The 20010-nt window shown below is 61.0% G+C and carries 17 protein-coding genes and 1 pseudogene; 14 read left to right on the top strand and 4 right to left on the bottom strand.

Translation table 11 applies throughout. The features are described from left to right. Window positions 1-219: 219 nt before the first annotated feature. On the bottom strand, window positions 220-1401 hold the full coding sequence (locus EFD55_RS02985) for a sialidase family protein (protein ID WP_125842845.1): 1182 nt from the start codon (window positions 1399-1401) through the stop codon (window positions 220-222). Between the two features lie 11 nt (window positions 1402-1412). Then, a complete protein-coding gene (locus EFD55_RS02980; RefSeq protein WP_125842843.1) occupies window positions 1413-2318 on the bottom strand; it encodes a dihydrodipicolinate synthase family protein in 906 nt (301 codons plus the stop codon). 324 nt (window positions 2319-2642) lie between these two features. Between EFD55_RS02980 and EFD55_RS02975 the strand changes: the two genes are divergently transcribed. The 7 genes from EFD55_RS02975 to EFD55_RS02945 all read left to right on the top strand — a co-directional run bounded on the left by EFD55_RS02975 (window position 2643) and on the right by EFD55_RS02945 (window position 10173). After that, window positions 2643-4280 (top strand): ABC transporter substrate-binding protein, encoded by a 1638-nt coding sequence (locus EFD55_RS02975; RefSeq protein WP_125842841.1) that lies wholly within the window; start codon window positions 2643-2645, stop codon window positions 4278-4280. 131 nt (window positions 4281-4411) lie between these two features. Next, window positions 4412-5368, top strand: coding sequence for an ABC transporter permease (locus EFD55_RS02970; RefSeq protein ID WP_125842839.1), 957 nt, complete (start codon window positions 4412-4414; stop codon window positions 5366-5368). A 2-nt stretch (window positions 5369-5370) separates the two neighbouring features. Continuing rightward, window positions 5371-6330, top strand: coding sequence for an ABC transporter permease (locus tag EFD55_RS02965; protein WP_125842837.1), 960 nt, complete (start codon window positions 5371-5373; stop codon window positions 6328-6330). Further along, complete coding sequence (locus tag EFD55_RS02960; protein ID WP_376772327.1) at window positions 6330-7334, top strand: ABC transporter ATP-binding protein; 1005 nt, start codon at window positions 6330-6332, stop codon at window positions 7332-7334. Before EFD55_RS02965 ends, EFD55_RS02960 begins: the two co-directional genes overlap by 1 nt. Beyond that, window positions 7334-8326, top strand: coding sequence for an ABC transporter ATP-binding protein (locus EFD55_RS02955; protein ID WP_125842833.1), 993 nt, complete (start codon window positions 7334-7336; stop codon window positions 8324-8326). The genes EFD55_RS02960 and EFD55_RS02955 overlap by 1 nt, the downstream gene beginning before the upstream one ends. Beyond that, window positions 8323-9384 (top strand): four-carbon acid sugar kinase family protein, encoded by a 1062-nt coding sequence (locus EFD55_RS02950; RefSeq protein ID WP_125842832.1) that lies wholly within the window; start codon window positions 8323-8325, stop codon window positions 9382-9384. The genes EFD55_RS02955 and EFD55_RS02950 overlap by 4 nt, the downstream gene beginning before the upstream one ends. A gap of 24 nt (window positions 9385-9408) precedes the next feature. After that, complete coding sequence (locus tag EFD55_RS02945) at window positions 9409-10173, top strand: FadR/GntR family transcriptional regulator (protein ID WP_125842830.1); 765 nt, start codon at window positions 9409-9411, stop codon at window positions 10171-10173. A 152-nt stretch (window positions 10174-10325) separates the two neighbouring features. On the opposite strand, the pseudogene EFD55_RS02940 reads toward EFD55_RS02945, so the two are convergent. Further along, window positions 10326-10997 (bottom strand): annotated as a pseudogene (locus EFD55_RS02940) (protein-L-isoaspartate(D-aspartate) O-methyltransferase); the annotation flags it as partial. 345 nt (window positions 10998-11342) lie between these two features. On the opposite strand from EFD55_RS02940, the gene EFD55_RS02935 reads away from it, so the two are divergent. The 7 genes from EFD55_RS02935 (at window position 11343) to EFD55_RS02905 (ending at window position 18871) form a co-directional block, all read left to right on the top strand. Then, window positions 11343-13700, top strand: a complete 2358-nt coding sequence (locus EFD55_RS02935) for a methyl-accepting chemotaxis protein (protein ID WP_125842826.1) — start codon at window positions 11343-11345, stop codon at window positions 13698-13700. A 160-nt stretch (window positions 13701-13860) separates the two neighbouring features. Next, complete coding sequence (locus tag EFD55_RS02930; RefSeq protein ID WP_125842824.1) at window positions 13861-14250, top strand: c-type cytochrome; 390 nt, start codon at window positions 13861-13863, stop codon at window positions 14248-14250. Window positions 14251-14418: 168 nt separating this feature from the next. Further along, complete coding sequence (locus EFD55_RS02925) at window positions 14419-15237, top strand: cytochrome c oxidase subunit II (RefSeq protein ID WP_125842822.1); 819 nt, start codon at window positions 14419-14421, stop codon at window positions 15235-15237. Window positions 15238-15289: 52 nt separating this feature from the next. Continuing rightward, complete coding sequence (gene ctaD / locus EFD55_RS02920; RefSeq protein ID WP_125842820.1) at window positions 15290-17059, top strand: cytochrome c oxidase subunit I; 1770 nt, start codon at window positions 15290-15292, stop codon at window positions 17057-17059. Next, window positions 17056-17769, top strand: a complete 714-nt coding sequence (locus tag EFD55_RS02915; protein WP_125842818.1) for a cytochrome c oxidase subunit 3 — start codon at window positions 17056-17058, stop codon at window positions 17767-17769. The genes ctaD and EFD55_RS02915 overlap by 4 nt, the downstream gene beginning before the upstream one ends. Window positions 17770-17778: 9 nt before the next feature. After that, window positions 17779-18498, top strand: coding sequence for a heme-copper oxidase subunit III family protein (locus EFD55_RS02910; RefSeq protein ID WP_125842816.1), 720 nt, complete (start codon window positions 17779-17781; stop codon window positions 18496-18498). A 7-nt stretch (window positions 18499-18505) separates the two neighbouring features. Next, complete coding sequence (locus EFD55_RS02905) at window positions 18506-18871, top strand: cytochrome C oxidase subunit IV family protein (protein ID WP_125842814.1); 366 nt, start codon at window positions 18506-18508, stop codon at window positions 18869-18871. 29 nt (window positions 18872-18900) lie between these two features. Here EFD55_RS02905 and EFD55_RS02900 read toward each other — a convergent pair whose 3' ends face one another. After that, window positions 18901-19935: an AraC family transcriptional regulator gene (locus EFD55_RS02900; RefSeq protein ID WP_125842812.1), complete on the bottom strand. Its 1035-nt coding sequence runs from the start codon at window positions 19933-19935 to the stop codon at window positions 18901-18903. Between the last annotated feature and the right edge of the window lie 75 nt (window positions 19936-20010).

Raw genomic sequence — 20010 nt, 5'->3', positions numbered from 1 at the left:
ATACTGCCGATAAAATATATATAGATATATCAGCATGTTGCCTTGATGGTTTTGATGGGGAGAAGATTTCATGCGTAAGGGATTGCCCGCCATTTCACCGCTGGCGACCGATCCCGACCTGTTATCAATTCCGACCATCTGATCGATCAATATCGGCGTATCCTGGGTCCTTCTGCTCTCGAACGGACCCAGGTTTTACAATTGCTCGCTGCCGCTCCCTCACGGCAGGGATTGCGGGGCGAGGCTGATATATTTGATGGCACGCCGGTAGTAGGTGTAGGCGATATGGAGCGTGCCGTCGCTGCCTACGATCGACGGATAGGAGAATTCGCGGTTCAGCGAATCCTTGGAATTGTTGCTGAGGCAGAAGCCGTCGCCGGTATCGAGGTCGACGCGATGCGGAAAGCTCCTGCCGCCATCCCTTGATATCGCAAGGCTCAGGGGCGCACGCGGAACACCCCAGACGGCCTTGCGGCTGTTGTCGGCGACAATGGCCGTCTCGCCGGCCTCGATGCCCTCGATTTCGTCATAGAGCGATTGGCGCCGCGCATCCGACATGTCGGCATTGGAATGGTTGTAAACCATTGCAATACCGCCATCATTCAGGATGGTGGCCTGGATCGAGGAGTTGTTGTTCGGGAGGTCAGTGGGCGCGGGCGCGCTCCAGGTCTCGCCGCCGTCGGACGATCGGCTGGACAGGATATTTTCGGCGAAACGGTTACGATAGAAGGCGATCATGTCATCGCCGCCGAGCGGCAGGATGTTCATGTGTACCGCGCCGAGACTATCCGGAATATCACGCATCTGCCAGCTCGCGCCGCCGTCACGTGAGATCAGCACCGCCGATGTATCGGCATCGCCGCTCCAGCGCTGGCCGTTCAGGCCGACGCAGCGGAAGACCGGAAGCAGCCAATCTCCTTTACCATTCACGACGATCTGTTGGCGAACGAAGGTGCCGGGTCTGTCGCAGAGGATTCGGACCGGGCCGAAGGTCTCTCCGCCATCATCGGATATCCGGCATTTGACAACGGAACCGTCCTGATTGCCCGAGGTCTGCGAGGTATAGAGCAGCCATATCTTTCCGTCAGGAGCCTTGAAAATCAACGGGTTCTGCTCGGATTTCTCCGGATCGTCGCTCATCTTCTCCGGCTCCGACCAGCGCTGCGAGCCCGGCGCCAGCCGCGACATGTAAATCGAAATGTCGCCCATGCCCTCCATCGTGCCGCCGAACCACACGCAGGTCAGCGTGCTATCCGGCAGAAAGGCGAGGTTTGCCGCGTGGTTCTGGATGCAGGGGGAGGGTAGGTAGGCCTCGGCGCGGCCCTCGACAGTGGAGTGAGGGGTGATGGCTCCGGTCATCAGGGCCGGAACGGCTTCTGGAGGCAGGCCGGTAAAGGTCACGACGGATCTCCTCAATGCAGCTTGGCGTAGCTTTCGGCGAGTGCGGCATAGTCAGCATCGCTCAGCGGCATCAGCGGTGCGCGTGTGCGCTTCCAGGCGGGATTGCCGGTCTTCAGCCCTACCATCGCCTTGATGGTCGGGATCTGGACGTAGGAATTGGACAGAGTGCGATAGGCGTTGATGCGCGCCTGCGCAGCCTCGACGTCGGCAATTCGCGCCTCGTTATGGACATGGTCGTAGACGGTGCGCAGTGAATTCGCCACGAGATTGGAGGTTGCGGTGATGCAGCCGGCACCGCCCGCCTTCAACAGCGGCAGCAGCAGCGGATCGGCGCCCGCCAGCACAGCGAAGTTGGGGTAGGCGGCGATGATCGCCTGCATGTTATTGAAATCGCCGGCAGATTCCTTGATGCCGACAACTGTTTCAGGGAAGGCCGCAATCAGCCGCCCGATCAGCGGAATGGACAGTGGCACGCCGGAAACCTGCGGGATGTGATAGAGGATGACCTGCAGGCGGGTGTCCGCGACCTTTTCCAACACTTGCGAATAGGCGGCGAAAAGTCCGTCGTCCGAGACGCCCTTGTAGTAGAAGGGCGGCAGCATGACGACCTTGGTCACGCCGAGTGACAGGGCGTGCCGGGTCAGTTCCACCGTCTCTGGAATGGCGACGACGCCCGTGCCAGGCATTAGCTTGTCGGCAGGAATACCGGCCTTCAGTGCCGCTTCCAGAATGGCGCGGCGTTCGGCTCCGGAGAAGGAATTGGCCTCGCCCGTTGTGCCGAGCAGTGCCACGCCATGGCACCCCTCGGCCAGCAGCTGCCTGCAATGATCGGTGAAAAGTGCGAGGTCCGGTGTGTTGTCTGCCTTCAGGGGCGTTGCCGATGCGCTGAAAACGCCTGTAATTCTGGAATTGCTCATTCCGCCCTCCTCGGCGCGTCCCGTCGTCGGTCGGTGTTCGAACCGCTCGGCTGCGCATGCAATTGTCATTCGTCTGTCGCGATAGAGCGCCAAGAGCTTTGCCATTGCGGCGATTTTGTCAAGAAGACAAAATGATTTTATGCGATAGAGAAAATTTATCTTGTTGTAATTGCTATATTATTTTTCTAGAAAAACTTTCGTCGGTTCGAAATTGCGAATTTTTATTGACATATTTACAATAACAAGAGAACGATATGGGGACGGATTGTGCTGCGCCGGGCAGGTGCAGGGAGAGCGCTGCCGAATTCACTCTGGGAGGAATGTATGTCTTTTAATCAATCGGATAAGACCAATATATCGCGTCGCAATGCGCTGAAGCTCGGCCTTGCAGCCGGCGTCGGCCTCACCGTGGTCGGGATGAATGCCCGCATCGTCCTGGCCGATGAGGGCCAGGTCCTGATGGTCGCTCATCCCGCCTTCGATCAGGATTGGTCGCCGCTGCGCGGTGGCGGCAGGACCTTCCGCTGGAATTCGATCTGGTGGGCCGCGCCCATGTATTTCGACAGCGAAGGCAATATCAAGCCTTACGTCTTCACCAGCTGGGAATCGGCCGACAACACCGTCTGGACCTTCAAGATCGACCCCAAGGCCGTCTTCTCCGACGGCAGCAAGATCACCTCGGCGGATGTCAAGGGCTCGTGGGAAGTCGCCTCGATGCCGAACACCAAGAGCCAGCGCGCCGACCAGGTGCTGAGCAAGGTCAAGGGTTACGCTGAAATCGCCGCCGGCTCTGGCAGCGAGCTGACCGGTGTCGCGACCCCCGACGAGGGAACTGTTGTCGTGACGCTGGCTGCCGCCGATCCGATCTTCTTCATGCGGCTTGCAAACCACATCGCGCCGATCACCAAGGCATCGCAGTCGCGCGGCAGCGACGGCGAGGAGATCATCGACTGGTACAAGCCCGACAATAAGCCGGCCTTCTCCGGTCCCTTCAAGCTGACGAGCATCGATATCGACGCCGGCAAGCTCTCTTTCGAGCCGAACGAGAACTTCTTCGGGCCGAAGCCGAAGCTTGCGCGCATCGACATCACCTCGATCGAGGACAATGTCAGCGCAACGTCGCTGATCAAGTCGGGCGAGTTCAATGCCCATACCGAACTCATCACCTCGACCATCATCCAGGATCTCGGCCCGGAATTCTCGGCCGGCCCGCTGATACCCACGAGCCAGCACTTCTGGTTCAACATTTCCCGTGCGCCGATGGACGATCCGAAGGTGCGCCAGGCCCTGATCATGGCGGTCGATCGCGACGGCCTGTTCAAAGCCTCCTATCCCGACGGGCCGCACAAGAAAGCCGACCAGATCCTCAACTCGGTTCCCGGCGCCGACAATTCCGGCTTCGAGCCCTATCCCTATGATCCCGAAGGCGCAAAGAAGCTGCTCGCGGAATCGAGCTACGGCGGGCCTGAACGCCTGCCGAAGATCCTGTTTGTCGGCATCTCCGGGCCGGCTATTCAAGCCGCCGCCCAGTTCATCGCCGAGCAGTGGCGTCAGAATCTCGGCATCACTGCCGTCGACATGAAGCCGCAGCAGGATTCCTATGCCGGTCCGGATCAGAACTCGGTCCAGATCTTCCGCGACGACGTCGGCACCCGTGTTCCCGATGCCGTCTCGTATCTCGCCGGCTCCATTGCCTCGACCTCGTCGAACGCCCAGAACAAGCTTGGCGGATACAAGAACGACAAGGTCGACAGCGCGCTTGCCGAAGCGACGACCAAGGCTGCCGATGATCCGCAGCGTATCGCTCTCGCCCAGCAGGCCCAGAAGGCGTTCCGCGACGATTGGGCCTTCATTCCATGGTATTCTCAGGCGATGTCGCGCTGGGCCACCAAGGAGGTCAAGGGCCTGGACAAGAACCTCGACTGGCAGATCGTTGAACCCTGGAACATCTCCATCGGCTGAATCGGAACGATCATTCCTGGCAATAAGCGCGCGAAGGCCGCAAGGTCTTCGCGCAAGTTTCAAGAAGAAGAGATGCGATCCGCCTGACTTCCAGGGATGGGAACGCATCGTACAACAGGTGGGAGGTGGCCTTGCTGCGCTACGTGCTAACCCGGTTTGCCATCTGGGTTCCGTCCGTTCTGGTGGTGATGCTGGCTGTCTATGCGCTGGCCTTCTATGGCGCCGGCGATCCGATCAAGCTCATCTTTCTGCGCGCGCCAGGTGATGTCGCCTATAATCCGCAGCGCATCGAAGCCATCCGCGAAAGCGCCGGTCTCAACAGGCCTTTCATCGAGCAGTTCGGCCTTTACATCTGGAACCTGCTGCACGGCCAGTTCGGCAATTCGCTGACCTCGGGCCGCTCCGTCTGGGCGATGGTCTCGGCCGCGACCCCCGTCTCCTTCCAGCTTGCCCTCTGTTCCATCATCCTGACAACAGTCGTCGCGATCCCGCTCGGCATGATCGCGGCGCTGAACCAGAATTCGCGCATCGACTATGCCATTCTGGGCTCGGCTCTCTTCCTCTGGGCGATCCCGGCCTATGTCGCCGGTCCGCTGCTGATGGTCGGCCTCATCGTGCTGCTGCCGGGCGCGAGCGTGCCCTATGGCTGGGGCGGCATCCTCGATGTCCGCATCTTGCTGCCGCTGCTCGTCCTTTCCTTCCAGCCGATCGCGCTGATCGTGCGGCAGACACGCGCCGCCGTCATCGAGGTGCTGTCGGAGGATTTCGTCCGCACCGCCCGCGCCAAGGGCGTGCCGGAGATCGTCGTGGCATTGCGCCATATCCTGCGCCCGGTGCTGACGCCTGTCGTCACGCAGCTCGGCCTGATCATGATCACCATCGTCAACGGTGCGATCTTCGTAGAACTTGTTTTCGGCCTGCCGGGTCTTGGCCGGCTGACCGTGCAGGCGCTGATCAATTCCGATTATCCTGTCATTCTGGCGATCACGCTGATCGGATCGTTCCTGGTGATGGTGTCGAACCTGTTGGTCGATGTGCTCTATCCGCTGCTCGATCCGCGCGCCAATGATACAAGAAGGAGCCGCTGACCATGTCCGCAATCCCTCTTTCCCCCGCAGAAACCATCGAGGAGCCGGCGGTCAGCCTGTGGCGCGACGCCTGGCACCGGCTGCGGCGCAACAAACTCGCCGTCTTCGGCCTGGCCGTCGTTCTGATCCTCGCCTTTGCGGCGATCTTCGGACCGTATCTGACGCCTTACGATTATCTGAGCCAGGACCTCAATGCCCGCAACGCGCCGCCGTCGATGAGCCACCTCTTCGGGACCGACGATCTCGGCCGCGACGTCTTCAGCCGCGTGGTCTTCGGCACCCGGACCGCCTTCCTGGTCGCAGTCATCGTCACCTCTTTCGCGGTGCTGATCGGCCTCACGCTCGGTGCGGTGGCCGGTTTCTTCGGCAACCCTTTCGATCGCGCCATCATGTGGCTGACCGATGTGACGATGTCGGTTCCCAATTTGCTGCTCGTCGTCGTCATCAACGCGTCGCTGAAATCGCCGATCACCCGGTGGATGGAGGCGCGCTATCTCGAGACCCTCAATCCCTTCTACCGCCAGACGATATGGGTGGATTTCATCCTCGTCTTCGGATCGATGGCGCTGATCTCCTGGCCGCCCTATGCCCGTCTGGTGCGCGCCCAGGTGCTGTCGATCCGCAGCCGCCCCTATATCACAGCGGCCCAGGCGCTCGGCCTGTCGAACTGGATTATCATCAAGCGTTATGTCGTGCCGAATGCGCTCGGACCCCTGATCGTCTCGGTCAGCGCCGGTCTCGGCACGGCGATGGTGCTGGAAAGCGCCTTCAGCTTCCTCGGCGTCGGAGTCAATCCGCCGACGCCGAGCTGGGGCAATATGATCTCGGACGGCCTGCGCGTCTGGCAGCATTATCCGCATCTTCTCGCCGCTCCGGCGGCCGTGCTTGGCCTTGCCTCGGTGGCCTTCAGCTTCCTCGGCGACGGTCTCAACGACGCGCTCAATCCGCGGGGCAGCAAATGATGGATATGCAAAACAGCAAACGCCTGCTTGATGTCAAAGGTCTGACCGTCGAAATCGATGGCCGCAATGGCCCGGCCGTCGTCGTCGACGGCATTGATCTCCATGTCGACAGGGGCGAGACCCTCGGCGTCGTCGGCGAATCCGGCTGCGGCAAGAGCCTCACCATGCTGAGCCTGATGCGGCTGCTGCCGAACAAGATCAAGGTCACCGGGGGATCGGCCAGCTTCGATGGCCGCGACCTGCAGACGATGTCGAATGCCGAGCTGCGCAAGGTGCGCGGCGGTGATATCGGCTTCGTCTTCCAGGATCCGATGACCTCGCTCAATCCCGTCATGCGGGTCGGCGACCAGATTTGCGAGCCGCTGATCTATCACCGCGGAATGAAAAAGGCCGAGGCCCGCGCCCGCGCCGTCGAGCTTCTGCGTCTCGTTGGCATTCCCGCCCCGGAAGAGCGTTTGCAAGCCTATCCGCACGAGCTTTCCGGCGGCATGCGCCAGCGCGTGATGATCGCGATCGGCCTTGCCTGCAATCCGAAGCTCCTGATTGCCGATGAGCCGACGACGGCGCTTGACGTCACCATCCAGGCCCAGATCGTCGATCTAGTGAAGGATCTGAGGGCCAAGCTCGGCATGTCGGTCGTCTGGATCACCCATGACCTGGCGCTGATCGCCGGCCTCGTCGATCGTGTCGCCGTGCTCTATGCCGGCACGGTGGTCGAGGACGCGCCTGTTGATGAGCTTTATGCCCGCCCGAGCCATCCCTATACGCGCGGGCTGCTGTCATCGATCCCGAAGCTTTCAGATTCGCCGACAAGCCGGCTCTCCTCGATCGGCGGCACGCCGCCGGAGCCCGGCCGCCGGCCGAAGGGTTGCCCGTTTGCGCCGCGCTGCCCGCTCGCAGAAACGATCTGTCACGAGAAGGTGCCCCAGCTCGAACCGTTGAGCGGCAGCGCCAATCATCGCGCCGCCTGTTTCGTCGTCCAGAGAATGCAGGAGGCCGCGTGATGGCTGCTCAACCGCTGCTCAAGGTCGAAAATCTGGTCAAGCATTTCCACGTCAGGCTCGGCGCCTTCGGTGAGCGATCGGCGACTGTCTATGCACTCGACAATGTCGATCTCGACATCATGGAAGGCGAGACGCTGAGCCTCGTTGGCGAATCCGGCTGCGGCAAATCGACGACCGGTTTCACCATTCTCAACCTCTACAAGGCAACCAGCGGCAGGGTCGTTTACAAAGGCCAGGATCTCGCCACGCTCGACGAGAAGCAGATGCGGCCTTTCCGCCGCGACCTGCAGATCGTCTTCCAGGACCCGTATTCAACGCTCAATCCGCGCATGACGGTGGGCGAGGCGATCGGCGAGCCCATTCTCTTCCACAAGCTCTGCACCAAGGCCGAGCTGAAGGAGAGGGTGGCGACGCTGCTCGCCGACGTCGGCCTGCCCAAGCGGTTCGCCCAGCGTTATCCGCATGAGCTTTCCGGCGGCCAGCGCCAGCGAGTCGCCATCGCCCGCGCGCTCGCCTGCCAGCCGAAATTCATCGTCTGCGACGAGGCGATCTCGGCGCTCGACGTTTCGATCCAGGCGCAGATCATCAATCTTCTGCTCGATCTGCAGGAGAAATACGGGCTGACCTATCTCTTCATCGCCCATGATCTCGCTGTCGTGCGCCACATCAGCACCCGCGTCGGCGTCATGTATCTCGGGCGGCTCGCCGAACTGGCGACCCGAGAGGAACTCTTCGACAATCCGCTGCATCCCTATACCAAGGCGTTGCTGTCTGCCGTTCCGGAGACCGATCCGGAGCATGAGCGCACTCGCCAGCGCCAGATCCTGCAGGGCGATGTGCCGAGCCCGCTGAACCCGCCCTCGGGCTGCCGTTTTCACACACGCTGCCCGATCGCCATGGATGTCTGCGGCAAGGTCATCCCCGCCTGGAAAGAGGCCCGGCCCGGGCATCTCGTCGCCTGCCATGCCGTCAACACGGGTGAGACCGCATGACGCTGAAAGCCGCCATCATTGCCGACGATCTGACAGGTGCGCTCGATACCGGCACGCCCTTTGCCGGAGCCGGCCTTTCGGTTGTGGTCGCCGTCGATATCGAGGCGGTGCAGGATGCAATTGCCACCGGCAGCGATGTCGTCGTCGTCAACACAGCCTCGCGCGCGCTCGGCGAGCGCGAGGCTGTGGAAAGAGTTAGGATGGCGACGGAGGTCCTTCGTGGCGCCAAGCCCGCCGTCGTCATGAAGAAGATCGACTCCCGGCTGAAGGGCAATGTCGCAGCGGAAAGCCTGGCGCTGGCGGAGGCGCTTGGTCTGGAGACGATCCTCGTGGCGCCCGCCATTCCTGATCAGGAACGCGTGACCTACCGAGGCTGCGTCGTCGGCCGTGGGGTCGCCAAACCGCTGCGGATCGCCGACCTGTTCAAGGGCAGCAGGGACAATGTTGTCGTTGCCGATGCCGAGGACGATATAGACCTCGACCAGATCGTCGACGGTCATGACTGGCTGAGGACGCTTGCCGTCGGTGCACGTGGTCTCGGCGCAGCACTTGCCCGCCGGCTTGGCGAAGCGGGGCGGCCAGTCACGGAATTTGTGGCAAGCCCGCGCACGCTGTTTGCCTTCGGCTCGCGCGATCCGATAACCGCCGCCCAGATGAGCCGCCTCGAGGCCTCCGGTACCTTGCGTGTGGTGGTGGACGCGCCGTCGGGCGAGATCGAATGCGGGGAGGGCCTGGCGCTGCCGGTGCTGCTGCGTTGCACCGGCGACATGGCGGCCGATTCAGGCCTTGTCGCCCAGCGCTTTGCGGCGGGCGTCAAAGCGGTCATCGACGACACGAGGCCCGACATGCTGATGGTCGGCGGCGGCGATACGGCGCTTGCGGTGTTCCAGGCGCTTAACATCCGGGTGGTGGCGCCGAAGGGCGAGATCGAGGCCGGTATTCCTTGGTTCGATGTTACGGCCAAAGACGGGCGGCATTTTCGGTGCGCCCTCAAGTCGGGGGGCTTCGGCAAGCCCGATAGTTTGCTAAAACTGGTTCTTCGGAATCAGGCGGCATAGTAAGATACCGTCGGGGAGAATGACGTGGTTGAAGTGAATGGCGACTCTTTGAACGCGGAAGCCGGCCCGCCGGGCAAGCCCGAACGCGGCAAGGCCGTCAAGCTGGTCGATCGCGTCTTCGACCAGTTGCTCGAGCGTATCCGTGGCGGAAACTATCCGCCGGATTCACGTCTTCCCGGCGAGCATGAGCTTGCCTCGATGCTCGGTGTGTCCAGGCCGATCGTCCGCGATGCGCTGGCGCGCCTGCGCGACCAGGGCATGGTCTATGCTCGGCAAGGCGCCGGCACCTTCGTCAGCGCGCACGGATCGCCGACCACGCAGCTTGCTTATTCGCCGGTCAAGACGATCGCCGATATCCAGCGCTGTTACGAATTCCGCCTGACGATCGAGCCGGCGGCCGCCTATTTCGCCGCCAAGCGCCGCAATGAGCAGGCGATTCAGAAGATTGCCAGCGCGCTGGCGGATCTGCGCGAGGCAACGAGCCATCAGCTTCACCGCACCGACGCCGACTTCATTTTCCACCGCGCGGTGACGGAGGCTGCCAACAACCATTATTACACCGCCTCGATCGATGCGCTGAAAGCTCATATCGCCGTCGGAATGCATCTTCACGGCCTCTCCCTGCTTGGCCCCCGCCAAGGGCTGGAACAGGTCTACGAAGAGCACAATGCCATCTACAAGGCGATCGCCGACGGCCGGCCCGATGACGCGCAAAGGCTGATGAAGGCGCATCTCGAAGGCTCCCGGGACCGCCTGTTCGAGGGCAAGGTGCTTGATCTCTCCTTCTGAGATGCAATTTCTGAGATGAATTCGGACAGCAATTCAAAACGCTACAGCGTCCCTTTCGTCGGCTTTGAGATCGAGAAGAAACCGCGGTTTTCCGCAATCGGGGCATAGGCGCTCGTAGCTCTGCGAGAGCGACTGGTTCATTTGTTTTTCCTCGGGGCCGTGGCCGTATACATCGGATGTGCAGCGGTCCAGGCGTCTTCGCCGATCAAGGGAACGAAGACTACGCCGCCGAGATCTTCTTCCTCGAAGGTAGCGGCTGCGGTGCGCGTGATGCGCTTCAGACGCTGCGCGTCGCTGCAGCCGACGGGGATGATAAGCCGCCCTCCCGGACCCAGCTGTTCTTTCAGGGCGCCCGGCACTTCAGGAGCGCCTGCGGAAACGATGATAGCATCGAAGGGAGCGGCTTCCGCCCAGCCCTTGCTGCCATCGCCCACGCGAACGTCGATATTGCCGTATCCGAGCTTCTCGAACCGCTCCCTTGCCTGGAGCGCCAGCCGTTCATGACGCTCGATGGAATAGACGTACATTGCGATGTGGCTGATGAGCGCTGAAGCGTAGCCAGAGCCCGTTCCGACCTCGAGCACCTTGTCATCGGCATCCAGATCGGCCTTTTCGATCATCAGGGCCACGATGAACGGCTGCGAAATGGTCTGGCCATCGCCGATCGAAAGCGGCGCATCTTCATAGGCGTACTCCTCGAATCCCGGATCGACAAATTTTTCGCGCGGCACCGTGCCCATCGCCCTGATAACGCCGGGATCGCGAATGCCACGGTGCGTCACAAGGTGCTCCACCATGCGATCTCGGATGCGCGTCATATCCATGGATCACCTTCACCCGTCGATTGATAGGTAGGTCATGCTCCTTGGGCGCACGTCGTCATCGGCCGCCGAAGGGGGTGCCGCTTCTTGGGCTAACTGCCTCATCCGGATTTCGTTCCTTTCGTCCTGCCGGATCAGAAACTGCGCACCCGATGAGTACAATCCTCCTGCAAGGTGAAAGGGTCGTGGCGACCCACGAAAATTAAGGGGAGAACGAAGAATTTCTTAATTGTGCTCGGCTAAAATATTTCAAATGCGACTTTTCGCACCTGCGAAATATTTGGCGGCCGACAGGGCGGAAGAGTTGATCCGGCAGAATTAAGATCGTCACAGTACTTGGGGCAGGGGATGCTGTTTAAATCAACGACTGGTCGTAATTTGTTTTCGATTGCCGCTTGCGGCGTCATCGCCGTTGTTGCGGCTTCAGGTGTCCTATTCTACAGCTCGTACCACGCAATTCGTACGGAAAGCATCGAGCAGATGCGGCAGATCGCCCGGTCGGAGGCCGTGGTGATTGAACGAGATATCGGGGGCACTGTCCACATTGTTGACAGTCTCGACACGGTTCTGTCGACGATGAGGCAGACCGGAGATGCCGACCGTGCGAGAGCCGACAAGATCCTGACGAATATGCTTGCAGCCAACGCGAACGTACTTGGGACCTGGACGGGCTGGGAGCCGGACGCCTTCGATGGAAAAGACAAGGAGTTCGTCAACAAGGACGGACATGACCAGACCGGTCGATACATCCCCTACTGGGTTCGCAGCGGCGGACAAATTACGCATGCCGCTTTGACAGACTACACGGTCGCCGGCGCTGGCGATTATTATCAGATCCCGTTCAAGACCGGCAAGACGACTGTCATCGAGCCTTATCTCTACGCGATCGACGGCAAGGACGTGCTGATGACCTCGGTCGCCAAGCCGATCGTCATCGATGGCAAAGCGGTTGGAGTGGCAGGGCTCGACCTTTCTCTGCAGGACACCAACAAGGCTTTTTCGCAGATTCGTCCGATGGAAACCGGCTTCATCAGCCTTGTGACCGCTGCCGGAAAGATCGTCAGCCATCCAAATGCCGGCCTGATCGGGAAAAGTCTCTCTGAGAGCGGAGCGGAAACGGCGGGCTGGGATCGTCTGATCGCCAATCCCGGTGAAGAGCATGAAGTCACAGGCCAGGATGGCACTGCGTCGTTGGCGGTAGCCGTTCCGGTGAAGCTTACGGAAAGCTCGAATTGGTTTGCGATCGTGTCCGTACCCAAGGCAACGCTCTTTGCCCAGCTGAACACGATCATGCGGGCTGCGGCGATCAGCACCGGCGTGGCCGCGGTCCTATTGGGCTTGGCGGGCTGGCTGATTGCGCGCCGCTTCGTCAACCGGATTTCGAACGTCATCGATGAGACCGCGGGGATTGCAGCAGGTCAACTCGACGTTCAGATCAGCGGCGTTGACGCATGTGATGAAATCGGGGATCTGGCGCGTTCCCTGAAGCTCCTCCTGGAAGGCAACCGCCATAAGGCGCAACTCGAATCCGAGGCGGAGGCTGGTCGCATACAGCAGGATCAGGAACGTGCCGAGCGGACCCGGCTCAACCAGGCCCAGGAAGCGGACGTGAAGTTTGCCGTCGGCGAACTGGCGCTTGGCCTTGCGAGACTTGCGGAAGGCGACATGACCGTCACGCTGGAAAGGCCTTTCACGCCGGCACTCGATGAAGCCCGAACCAATTTCAACGACTCGGTCGTCAAGTTGCGTTCGGCAATGATGTCGTTCTCGCAGAATGCGCAGGTGATACAGGCTGGCGCCGACGAAATTCGTTCGGCCGCCGACGACCTTGCGCGACGGACGGAACAGCAGGCTGCCTCCGTCGAGGAGACCGCCGCTGCACTCGAACAGATCACCACATCGGTCAAGGATTCCACCGTTCGCGCCGAGGAGGCAGGATCCATGGTCACGCGGACCAAGGAGAACGCCGAGCGCTCGGGTCAAATTGTTCGCCGCGCGGTGGAAGCAATGCATGACATCGAGCAATCGTCCAATTCGATCTCCAACATCATCGGCGTCATCGACGACATTGCGTTTCAGACGAATCTGCTTGCCCTCAATGCCGGCGTCGAAGCCGCGCGCGCCGGTGAGGCCGGCAAGGGCTTTGCCGTGGTCGCCCAGGAAGTCCGTGAACTTGCCCAGCGCTCAGCCAACGCGGCCAAGGAGATCAAGGCCCTCATCATTTCATCTGGAGCACAGGTCAAGCACGGCGTCGATCTTGTCAGCCAGACAGGCGCCGTCCTGAATGGAATTGTCGAGGAAGTGCAGCAGATCAACCAGAATGTCCACGCGATCGTTCAATCGGCCAGGGAGCAATCGACGGGGCTTCAGGAGATCAACACCGCCGTCAATCAGATGGACCAGTCGACTCAGCAAAATGCGGCAATGGTCGAGGAGTCGAACGCTGCGTCGCACACGCTCGCAACCGAAGTCACCGTCTTGTCCGACCGCCTCGCGCAGTTCCGGCTCGGTGTTTCTTCAGGCGCCATCGGCCGCAACGCCGCCCAGCACCATGGCGAACAACGGCCTCGCGCAGGTCAGATTTCGCTCGTCCAAGGAGGAGCGGCCGCATCTCCTGCCCATGCCTTGAAACAGAAGCTGACGGTGGCGTTCGGCAACGGTTCGTCTGCCGCTGCGGCTGCGGATCGGCAATGGGAGGATTTTTGACGGCTGAAACCAGCGGATCCACCATCCTGCGGCAGAATTGCCGAACCGATTGACTTGCGTCCGCGAAGGACTAAGTTTTAAACATCGCTAACATGCGCCGCACGACAATGGCGGCAGAAGTGGCGAGTGGTTGGGCAAGCTTGAGGAGGATGGGTTTGCCGTGGATTACCGTGTTGTTCTGCTGATCGCCGCATCCGTCATTGTCCTTTCCCCTGCTGGCGCTGGAGCGCAGGAGGGCGATGCGACGGCGGGCGCCGAAGTTTTCAAGAAATGCGCGACCTGTCATATCGCCGATTCCGATACGAACAAGGTCGGCCCGTCGCTGAACGGTCTGTTCGGCCGCAAGGCCGGGACGCATCCCAATTTCGCCTATTCGGCCTCGATGAAGGATGCCGGTAACGGCGGTCTCGTCTGGGACGAAGCGACGCTGCGGGATTATCTCCATAATCCGAGGGTGAAAGTGAAGGGCACGAAAATGGCCTTCGTCGGCCTGAAGGACGATCAGGAGATCACCAATCTCATCGCCTATCTAAAGCAATATTCGAAATGATGGGCGATAATCCAAACGCTGGGCAATACTCCGAATGGCAGGTCGCGGATCACGTGGCCTCTGCCTAAATCGCCGTAATTGCCGATATTTTCTATCTGTGCGATAATAAACACGGACTTTTTTGCGGAATGTGGTTTCACGGGTCAACCTGCTCGAGGAGGAGCGGACATGGCTGTCGTGCTGATCCTCGTCCTGATTGTCGTCGGCTCCGTGCTGTTCCATGTGCTGAGCCCTTGGTGGTGGACGCCCATCGCGTCCAACTGGACCTATATCGACAGCACCCTCGTCATCACCTTCTGGATCACCGGCATCGTCTTCGTGGCGGTGGTTTCGTTCATGGCCTATTGCGTTTATCGCTTCCGCCACAAGCCGGGCAACAAGGCGCATTACGAGCCTGAGAACCGCAGGCTCGAAGTGATGCTCGCCTCGGGAACGGCGGTCGGCGTCGCCGCGATGCTGGCGCCCGGCCTCATCGTCTGGAACCAGTTCATCACGGTGCCTGCCGATGCCGCTTCGGTCGAGGTCGTCAGCCAGCAATGGCTGTGGAGCTTCCGCCTGCCGGGGGCGGACGGAAAGCTCGGCCGCGCCGACACGCGCGACGTCACGCCCGAAAACCCGCTCGGCCTCGACAAGAACGACGCGACCGGCCTCGACGACATCATCGTCGAAGGCGGCGAGCTGCATCTGCCGATCGGCAAGCCAGTGCATATCCTGCTGCGCTCGATCGATGTTCTCCACGATTTCTACGTGCCGGAATTTCGCGCCAAGATGGACATGATCCCCGGCATGGTTACCTATTTCTGGCTGACGCCGACGCGCACCGGCACCTTCGAAATCCTCTGCGCCGAACTCTGCGGCGTCGGCCATCCGCAGATGCGCGGCACTGTCGTCGTCGATAATGACGCGGACTACCAGACCTGGCTCGGGCAACAGCAGACATTCACCCAATTGACGGCGTCGTCGGGAGAGCCGCCGCCGGCAAACTGACGTGGTGAGGACGGCCGGAGGCCGCATCGGGGAAAGGAAGGGAAGAGAGATTATGGTCGAGATTCCATCCGGCAGCATCCCATCCGCCGAAGTCGAGGATGTCGAGCTTTATCATCCGCACAGCTGGTGGACCAAATATGTGTTCAGCCAGGATGCCAAGATCATCGCCGTGCAATATTCGATTACTGCGATCTCGATCGGCCTGGTGGCGCTGGTGCTTTCCTGGCTGATGCGGATTCAGCTCGCCTTTCCCGGCGCTCTCTCCTTCATCGATGCCGATCACTATTACCAGTTCATCACCATGCACGGCATGATCATGGTGATCTATCTCCTGACCGCGCTCTTCCTCGGCGGCTTCGGCAACTACCTCATTCCGCTGATGGTCGGCGCGCGCGACATGGTGTTTCCCTACGCGAACATGCTGAGCTACTGGATCTATCTGCTTGCGGTGCTGATCCTTGTTGCGGGCTTCTTCGCCCCCGGCGGCCCGACGGGCGCCGGCTGGACACTTTATCCGCCGCAATCGGTTCTGTCGGGCACGCCAGGCGGCAAGGACTGGGGCATCCTCCTGATGCTCACCTCGCTGATCGTCTTCATCATCGGCTTCACCATGGGCGGGCTGAACTATGTCGTGACGGTGCTGCAGGGCCGCGCGCGCGGCATGACGCTGATGCGGATGCCGCTCACCGTCTGGGGAATCTTCACCGCGACCGTGATGGCGCTGCTTGCCTTTCCCGCGCTCTTCGTCGCCTGCGTCATGATGCTGTTCGACCGGGTGCTCGGCACCAGCTTCTTCATGCCCGCCATCGTCGAGATGGGCACGCAGCTCCAGCATGGCGGCGGCAGCCCGATCCTCTTCCAGCACCTCTTCTGGTTCTTCGGCCATCCCGAAGTCTATATCGTGGCGCTGCCGGCCTTCGGCATCGTTTCGGATCTGATCAGCACGCATGCGCGCAAGAACATTTTCGGTTACCGGATGATGGTCTGGGCGATCGTCATCATCGGGGCCTTAAGTTTCGTCGTCTGGGCGCACCACATGTATGTCAGCGGCATGCACCCGGCCTTCGGCTTCTTCTTCGCTACCACGACGCTGATCATCGCCATCCCGACGGCGATCAAGGTCTACAACTGGGTGCTGACGCTGTGGCGCGGCGACATTCACTTGACGCTGCCCATGCTCTTTGCGCTCGCCTTCATCGTCACCTTCGTCAATGGCGGGCTGACCGGCCTCTTCCTCGGCAATGTCGTTGTCGACGTGCCGCTGTCGGATACGATGTTCGTCGTGGCGCACTTCCACATGGTCATGGGGGTGGCGCCGATCCTCGTCATCTTCGGGGCGATCTATCACTGGTATCCGAAGGTGACGGGACGCATGCTGGACGAGACGCTCGGCCAGATCCACTTCTGGATCACCTTCCTCGGCACCTATGCGATCTTTTTTCCGATGCATTATCTCGGCCTGCTCGGCGTGCCGCGCCGCTATTTCGAGATGGGAGAGACGGCCTTCGTTCCACCTTCGGCCCATACGCTGAATATCTTCATAACCGTAATGGCGCTCGTCGTTGGGGCCGGGCAGATGGTCTTCCTGTTCAACCTGGTCTGGAGTCTTTTCCGGGGCCGGGAGGCGGGCGGCAACCCATGGCGGGCAACGACGCTGGAATGGCAGACGCCGCAGACGCCACCGGCCCACGGCAATTGGGGCAGGGACCTGCCTGTCGTCTACCGCTGGGCCTATGATTACAGCGTGCCGGGAGCGGCTGAGGATTTCATACCGCAGAATGTGCCGGCAAGCGATGGCGTCACCCGCGAGGTTCCGGCATGAGCGTCGTGCTGATCTTTCTGGCTGCCATCGCCGCCATCATGATCTGGTGGCTCTCCGGGCAGCGGCTGACCTCGAAGCCGTGGCTCGAAACCGGCTCGGTGCTGCTGCCGGATCATCACGGCGTCGACCGGCCGCCCGTGCCGGCGGTGAAGATCGGTCTCTTCGTGTTTCTCGGCGTCGTCGGCGCGCTCTTCAGCCTTGCCGTCAGCGCCTATTTCATGCGCGCGGCCTCGGCCGACTGGTGGGGGATGCCGGTTCCGCGCCTCCTTTGGGTAAACACCACAGCACTAGCCCTCAGCAGTGCCGCGCTCCAATGGGCCAAACGCGAAGCGCAGCAAGGCCGTATGGAGAGCCTGCGGCCGGCGCTCGCTACGGCACTTGCCCTGGCAGTGTTCTTTCTCGCCGGGCAGATCCAGGCATGGCGGGAACTGACCGCGGCCGGCTATGTGCTCGCCGATAATCCCGCCAACAGCTTTTTCTATATGCTGACCGGCCTGCACGGGCTGCATATCCTTGGCGGACTTGCGGTGCTCGCGCACACGACGGTCAGGGCATTCGCCGCCGACGTTCAGCCGGAAAGGCTGCGGCTCAGCGTCGATCTGTCCACCATCTATTCGCATTTCATGCTCGCCGTGTGGCTGCTGCTCTTCGCGCTGTTTGCCGGCTGGGCCAATGATTTCGTCGATCTCTGCCGCACGTTGATTAGCTAGGGGGTGCAGATGGCACAGACTATCGAGACACACGGCGGGGCAGACCTCAGGCCATCAGGCCTTCGCGGTGTCGCCGCTGATTTCAGTTCGGATCAGCGCGCCTTCAAGACCGCCTCCTGGGGCAAGGCGATGATGTGGATTTTTCTGCTCAGCGACACCTTCGTCTTCGGCTGTTTCCTCATCGCCTATATGACCGCGCGCATGTCGACGCCCGTCCCATGGCCCAATCCGAGCGAGGTCTTCGCGCTCCATATCGGCGGCCGGGACGTGCCACTCATTCTGATCGCGATCATGACCTTCGTGCTGATCTCGAGCAGCGGCACCATGGCGATGGCGGTCAATTTCGGCTATCGCCGCGACCGCCGCACGACGGCGATCCTGATGCTGCTGACAGCGCTTCTCGGCGCAACCTTCGTCAGCATGCAGGCCTTCGAATGGACGAAGCTGATCACCGAAGGCGTGCGCCCCTGGGAGAACCCGTGGGGCGCGGCCCAGTTCGGATCGACCTTCTTCATGATCACCGGTTTTCACGGCACGCATGTGACGATCGGCGTCATCTTCCTCATCATCGTCGCTCGCAAGGTCTGGCGCGGCGATTTCGACGTGGAACGGCGCGGCTTCTTCACCAGCCGGAAGGGCCGCTACGAGGCCGTCGAGATCATGGGCCTCTACTGGCACTTCGTCGACCTGGTCTGGGTCTTCATCTTCGCGTTTTTCTATCTGTGGTGAGGTCGTCATGAGCGAGACAACGGCGCATGCACAAGTCCAAACGGCGCATGCACAGGCACATACCGGACAGCAGCACCCGATCGGGCTCTACTTCTTCGTCTGGGGCCTGCTCTTCGTCCTCAGCGCGGCCTCCTACATGGTCGACTATCTCGGCTTCCAAAGCTATCTGAGATGGACGCTGATCCTGCTGTTTATGATGCTGAAGGCTGGCCTCATCGTCGCCGTCTTCATGCACATGGCCTGGGAACGGCTGGCGCTCGTCTACGCCATCCTGCTGCCGCCGCTGCTGGTGCTGGTTTTTGTGGCGCTGATGGTATCGGAAGCGGACTACACGATCTTCACCCGGCTCGCCTTCTTCGGCGCGACGCAGTAGAGCAGCGATCGGGCGATCTCTGTTGCGATTCAACCTATCGAAGATGGGGGTTCTTTCTTGTCCCAGGACCGTAGAGCACGCCAGAGCACAGTGTTGTCCGCATAGCCCAGCACACGCGCCACCTCGGACATCGGTGCGGCTTTTCGGTCAGCGAGATAGTGGGCGGCGAGTGTCTGGCGGTGTTGGCGAACGAGATCGCGAAGCGACACGCCTTCCTCCGACAGCCGGCGCTGCAGGCTTCGCGTCGACATCTTCAGTTCGGCAGCCAGGTTTGCGACCATAATCGGCTTGCGGCCCAGATAGATGCTGATCAGAGCCTGGACCTTTTCCCTGACACTATCGTCCGCCGCTGGCTCGTTGACCAGATCGCCGATATGCCGCTCCAGGATTTCGATCAGGCTTTTGTCTTCCGCGCGGTGGACACGATCTGCATCCGCCTTGGCGATGACGATCCGGTTGCCGGATTGGCCGAAAAGGATGGGCGTCCCATAGATGCGTTCCAGCACACTGGCGTCGCGCGGGGCGTGATGCTCGAGCTGGATTTCGATCGGCCGCCAGCCACGGCGGAAGCACGAACGGACGAGCTGACAGGAGGCGGCGATCGTGAATTCGCTGTCCTGCCGGCGCGGCCACATGCTGGGATCGACGATCCGGTAGCTCCAGACAAAATCGCCATTCTCCTCGAACACACCGGAACTGGTCGCGCCCTGCACCGCGTTCACATATTTCGACAGCCGTTCGAAAGCGCTGCGAACAGTCGGCGAGAGCGCGAAAAGCATGCCGATCGGGCCGATGTCGGCGGGCTTGAATCCGGTGCCCATGCGAGCTCCCAGTACTGGTTCGCCGGTCATTGTCGCCGCTTCCTCGAACAGCGCGACATAACGGGCCATGGGCAGGACAGCATAGGGATCTTCCAGTTGCGAGCGCAGAATGCCGTGCGAAGCCAGAAGAAGGTCGGTTTTCCCGGATCTTTTATCGATTTGTTGGACCAGCGGGATCAAAACAGAAGCTCGAATTGAAGCAACTGCGGGCATGCGGCTGACCAAATGCGATGCAACTGCCATTTTCAGCGTCTCCGGTGACCTCAGTGGCGCGAATTATCGATTCATTGGCACAAACTGCAATTTCGGGGCCAGATC

It is taken from the genome of Rhizobium pisi (assembly GCF_003938655.1).
Classification (GTDB): domain Bacteria; phylum Pseudomonadota; class Alphaproteobacteria; order Rhizobiales; family Rhizobiaceae; genus Rhizobium; species Rhizobium pisi.
Note: the sequence above shows the minus strand (reverse complement) of the source record. Positions and strands in the feature narration are given on the sequence as shown.

What these genes read in the sequence shown, in the direction of transcription:
- EFD55_RS02980 (WP_125842843.1), bottom strand. Translation starts at nt 2,318, where the DNA reads ATGAGCAATTCCAGAATTACAGGCGTTTTCAGCGCATCGGCAACGCCC.
- EFD55_RS02975 (WP_125842841.1), top strand. Translation starts at nt 2,643, where the DNA reads ATGTCTTTTAATCAATCGGATAAGACCAATATATCGCGTCGCAATGCG.
- EFD55_RS02965 (WP_125842837.1), top strand. Translation starts at nt 5,371, where the DNA reads ATGTCCGCAATCCCTCTTTCCCCCGCAGAAACCATCGAGGAGCCGGCG.
- EFD55_RS02960 (WP_376772327.1), top strand. Translation starts at nt 6,330, where the DNA reads ATGGATATGCAAAACAGCAAACGCCTGCTTGATGTCAAAGGTCTGACC.
- EFD55_RS02955 (WP_125842833.1), top strand. Translation starts at nt 7,334, where the DNA reads ATGGCTGCTCAACCGCTGCTCAAGGTCGAAAATCTGGTCAAGCATTTC.
- EFD55_RS02950 (WP_125842832.1), top strand. Translation starts at nt 8,323, where the DNA reads ATGACGCTGAAAGCCGCCATCATTGCCGACGATCTGACAGGTGCGCTC.
- EFD55_RS02935 (WP_125842826.1), top strand. Translation starts at nt 11,343, where the DNA reads ATGCTGTTTAAATCAACGACTGGTCGTAATTTGTTTTCGATTGCCGCT.
- EFD55_RS02925 (WP_125842822.1), top strand. Translation starts at nt 14,419, where the DNA reads ATGGCTGTCGTGCTGATCCTCGTCCTGATTGTCGTCGGCTCCGTGCTG.
- ctaD (WP_125842820.1), top strand. Translation starts at nt 15,290, where the DNA reads ATGGTCGAGATTCCATCCGGCAGCATCCCATCCGCCGAAGTCGAGGAT.
- EFD55_RS02915 (WP_125842818.1), top strand. Translation starts at nt 17,056, where the DNA reads ATGAGCGTCGTGCTGATCTTTCTGGCTGCCATCGCCGCCATCATGATC.
- EFD55_RS02910 (WP_125842816.1), top strand. Translation starts at nt 17,779, where the DNA reads ATGGCACAGACTATCGAGACACACGGCGGGGCAGACCTCAGGCCATCA.
- EFD55_RS02905 (WP_125842814.1), top strand. Translation starts at nt 18,506, where the DNA reads ATGAGCGAGACAACGGCGCATGCACAAGTCCAAACGGCGCATGCACAG.
- EFD55_RS02900 (WP_125842812.1), bottom strand. Translation starts at nt 19,935, where the DNA reads ATGGCAGTTGCATCGCATTTGGTCAGCCGCATGCCCGCAGTTGCTTCA.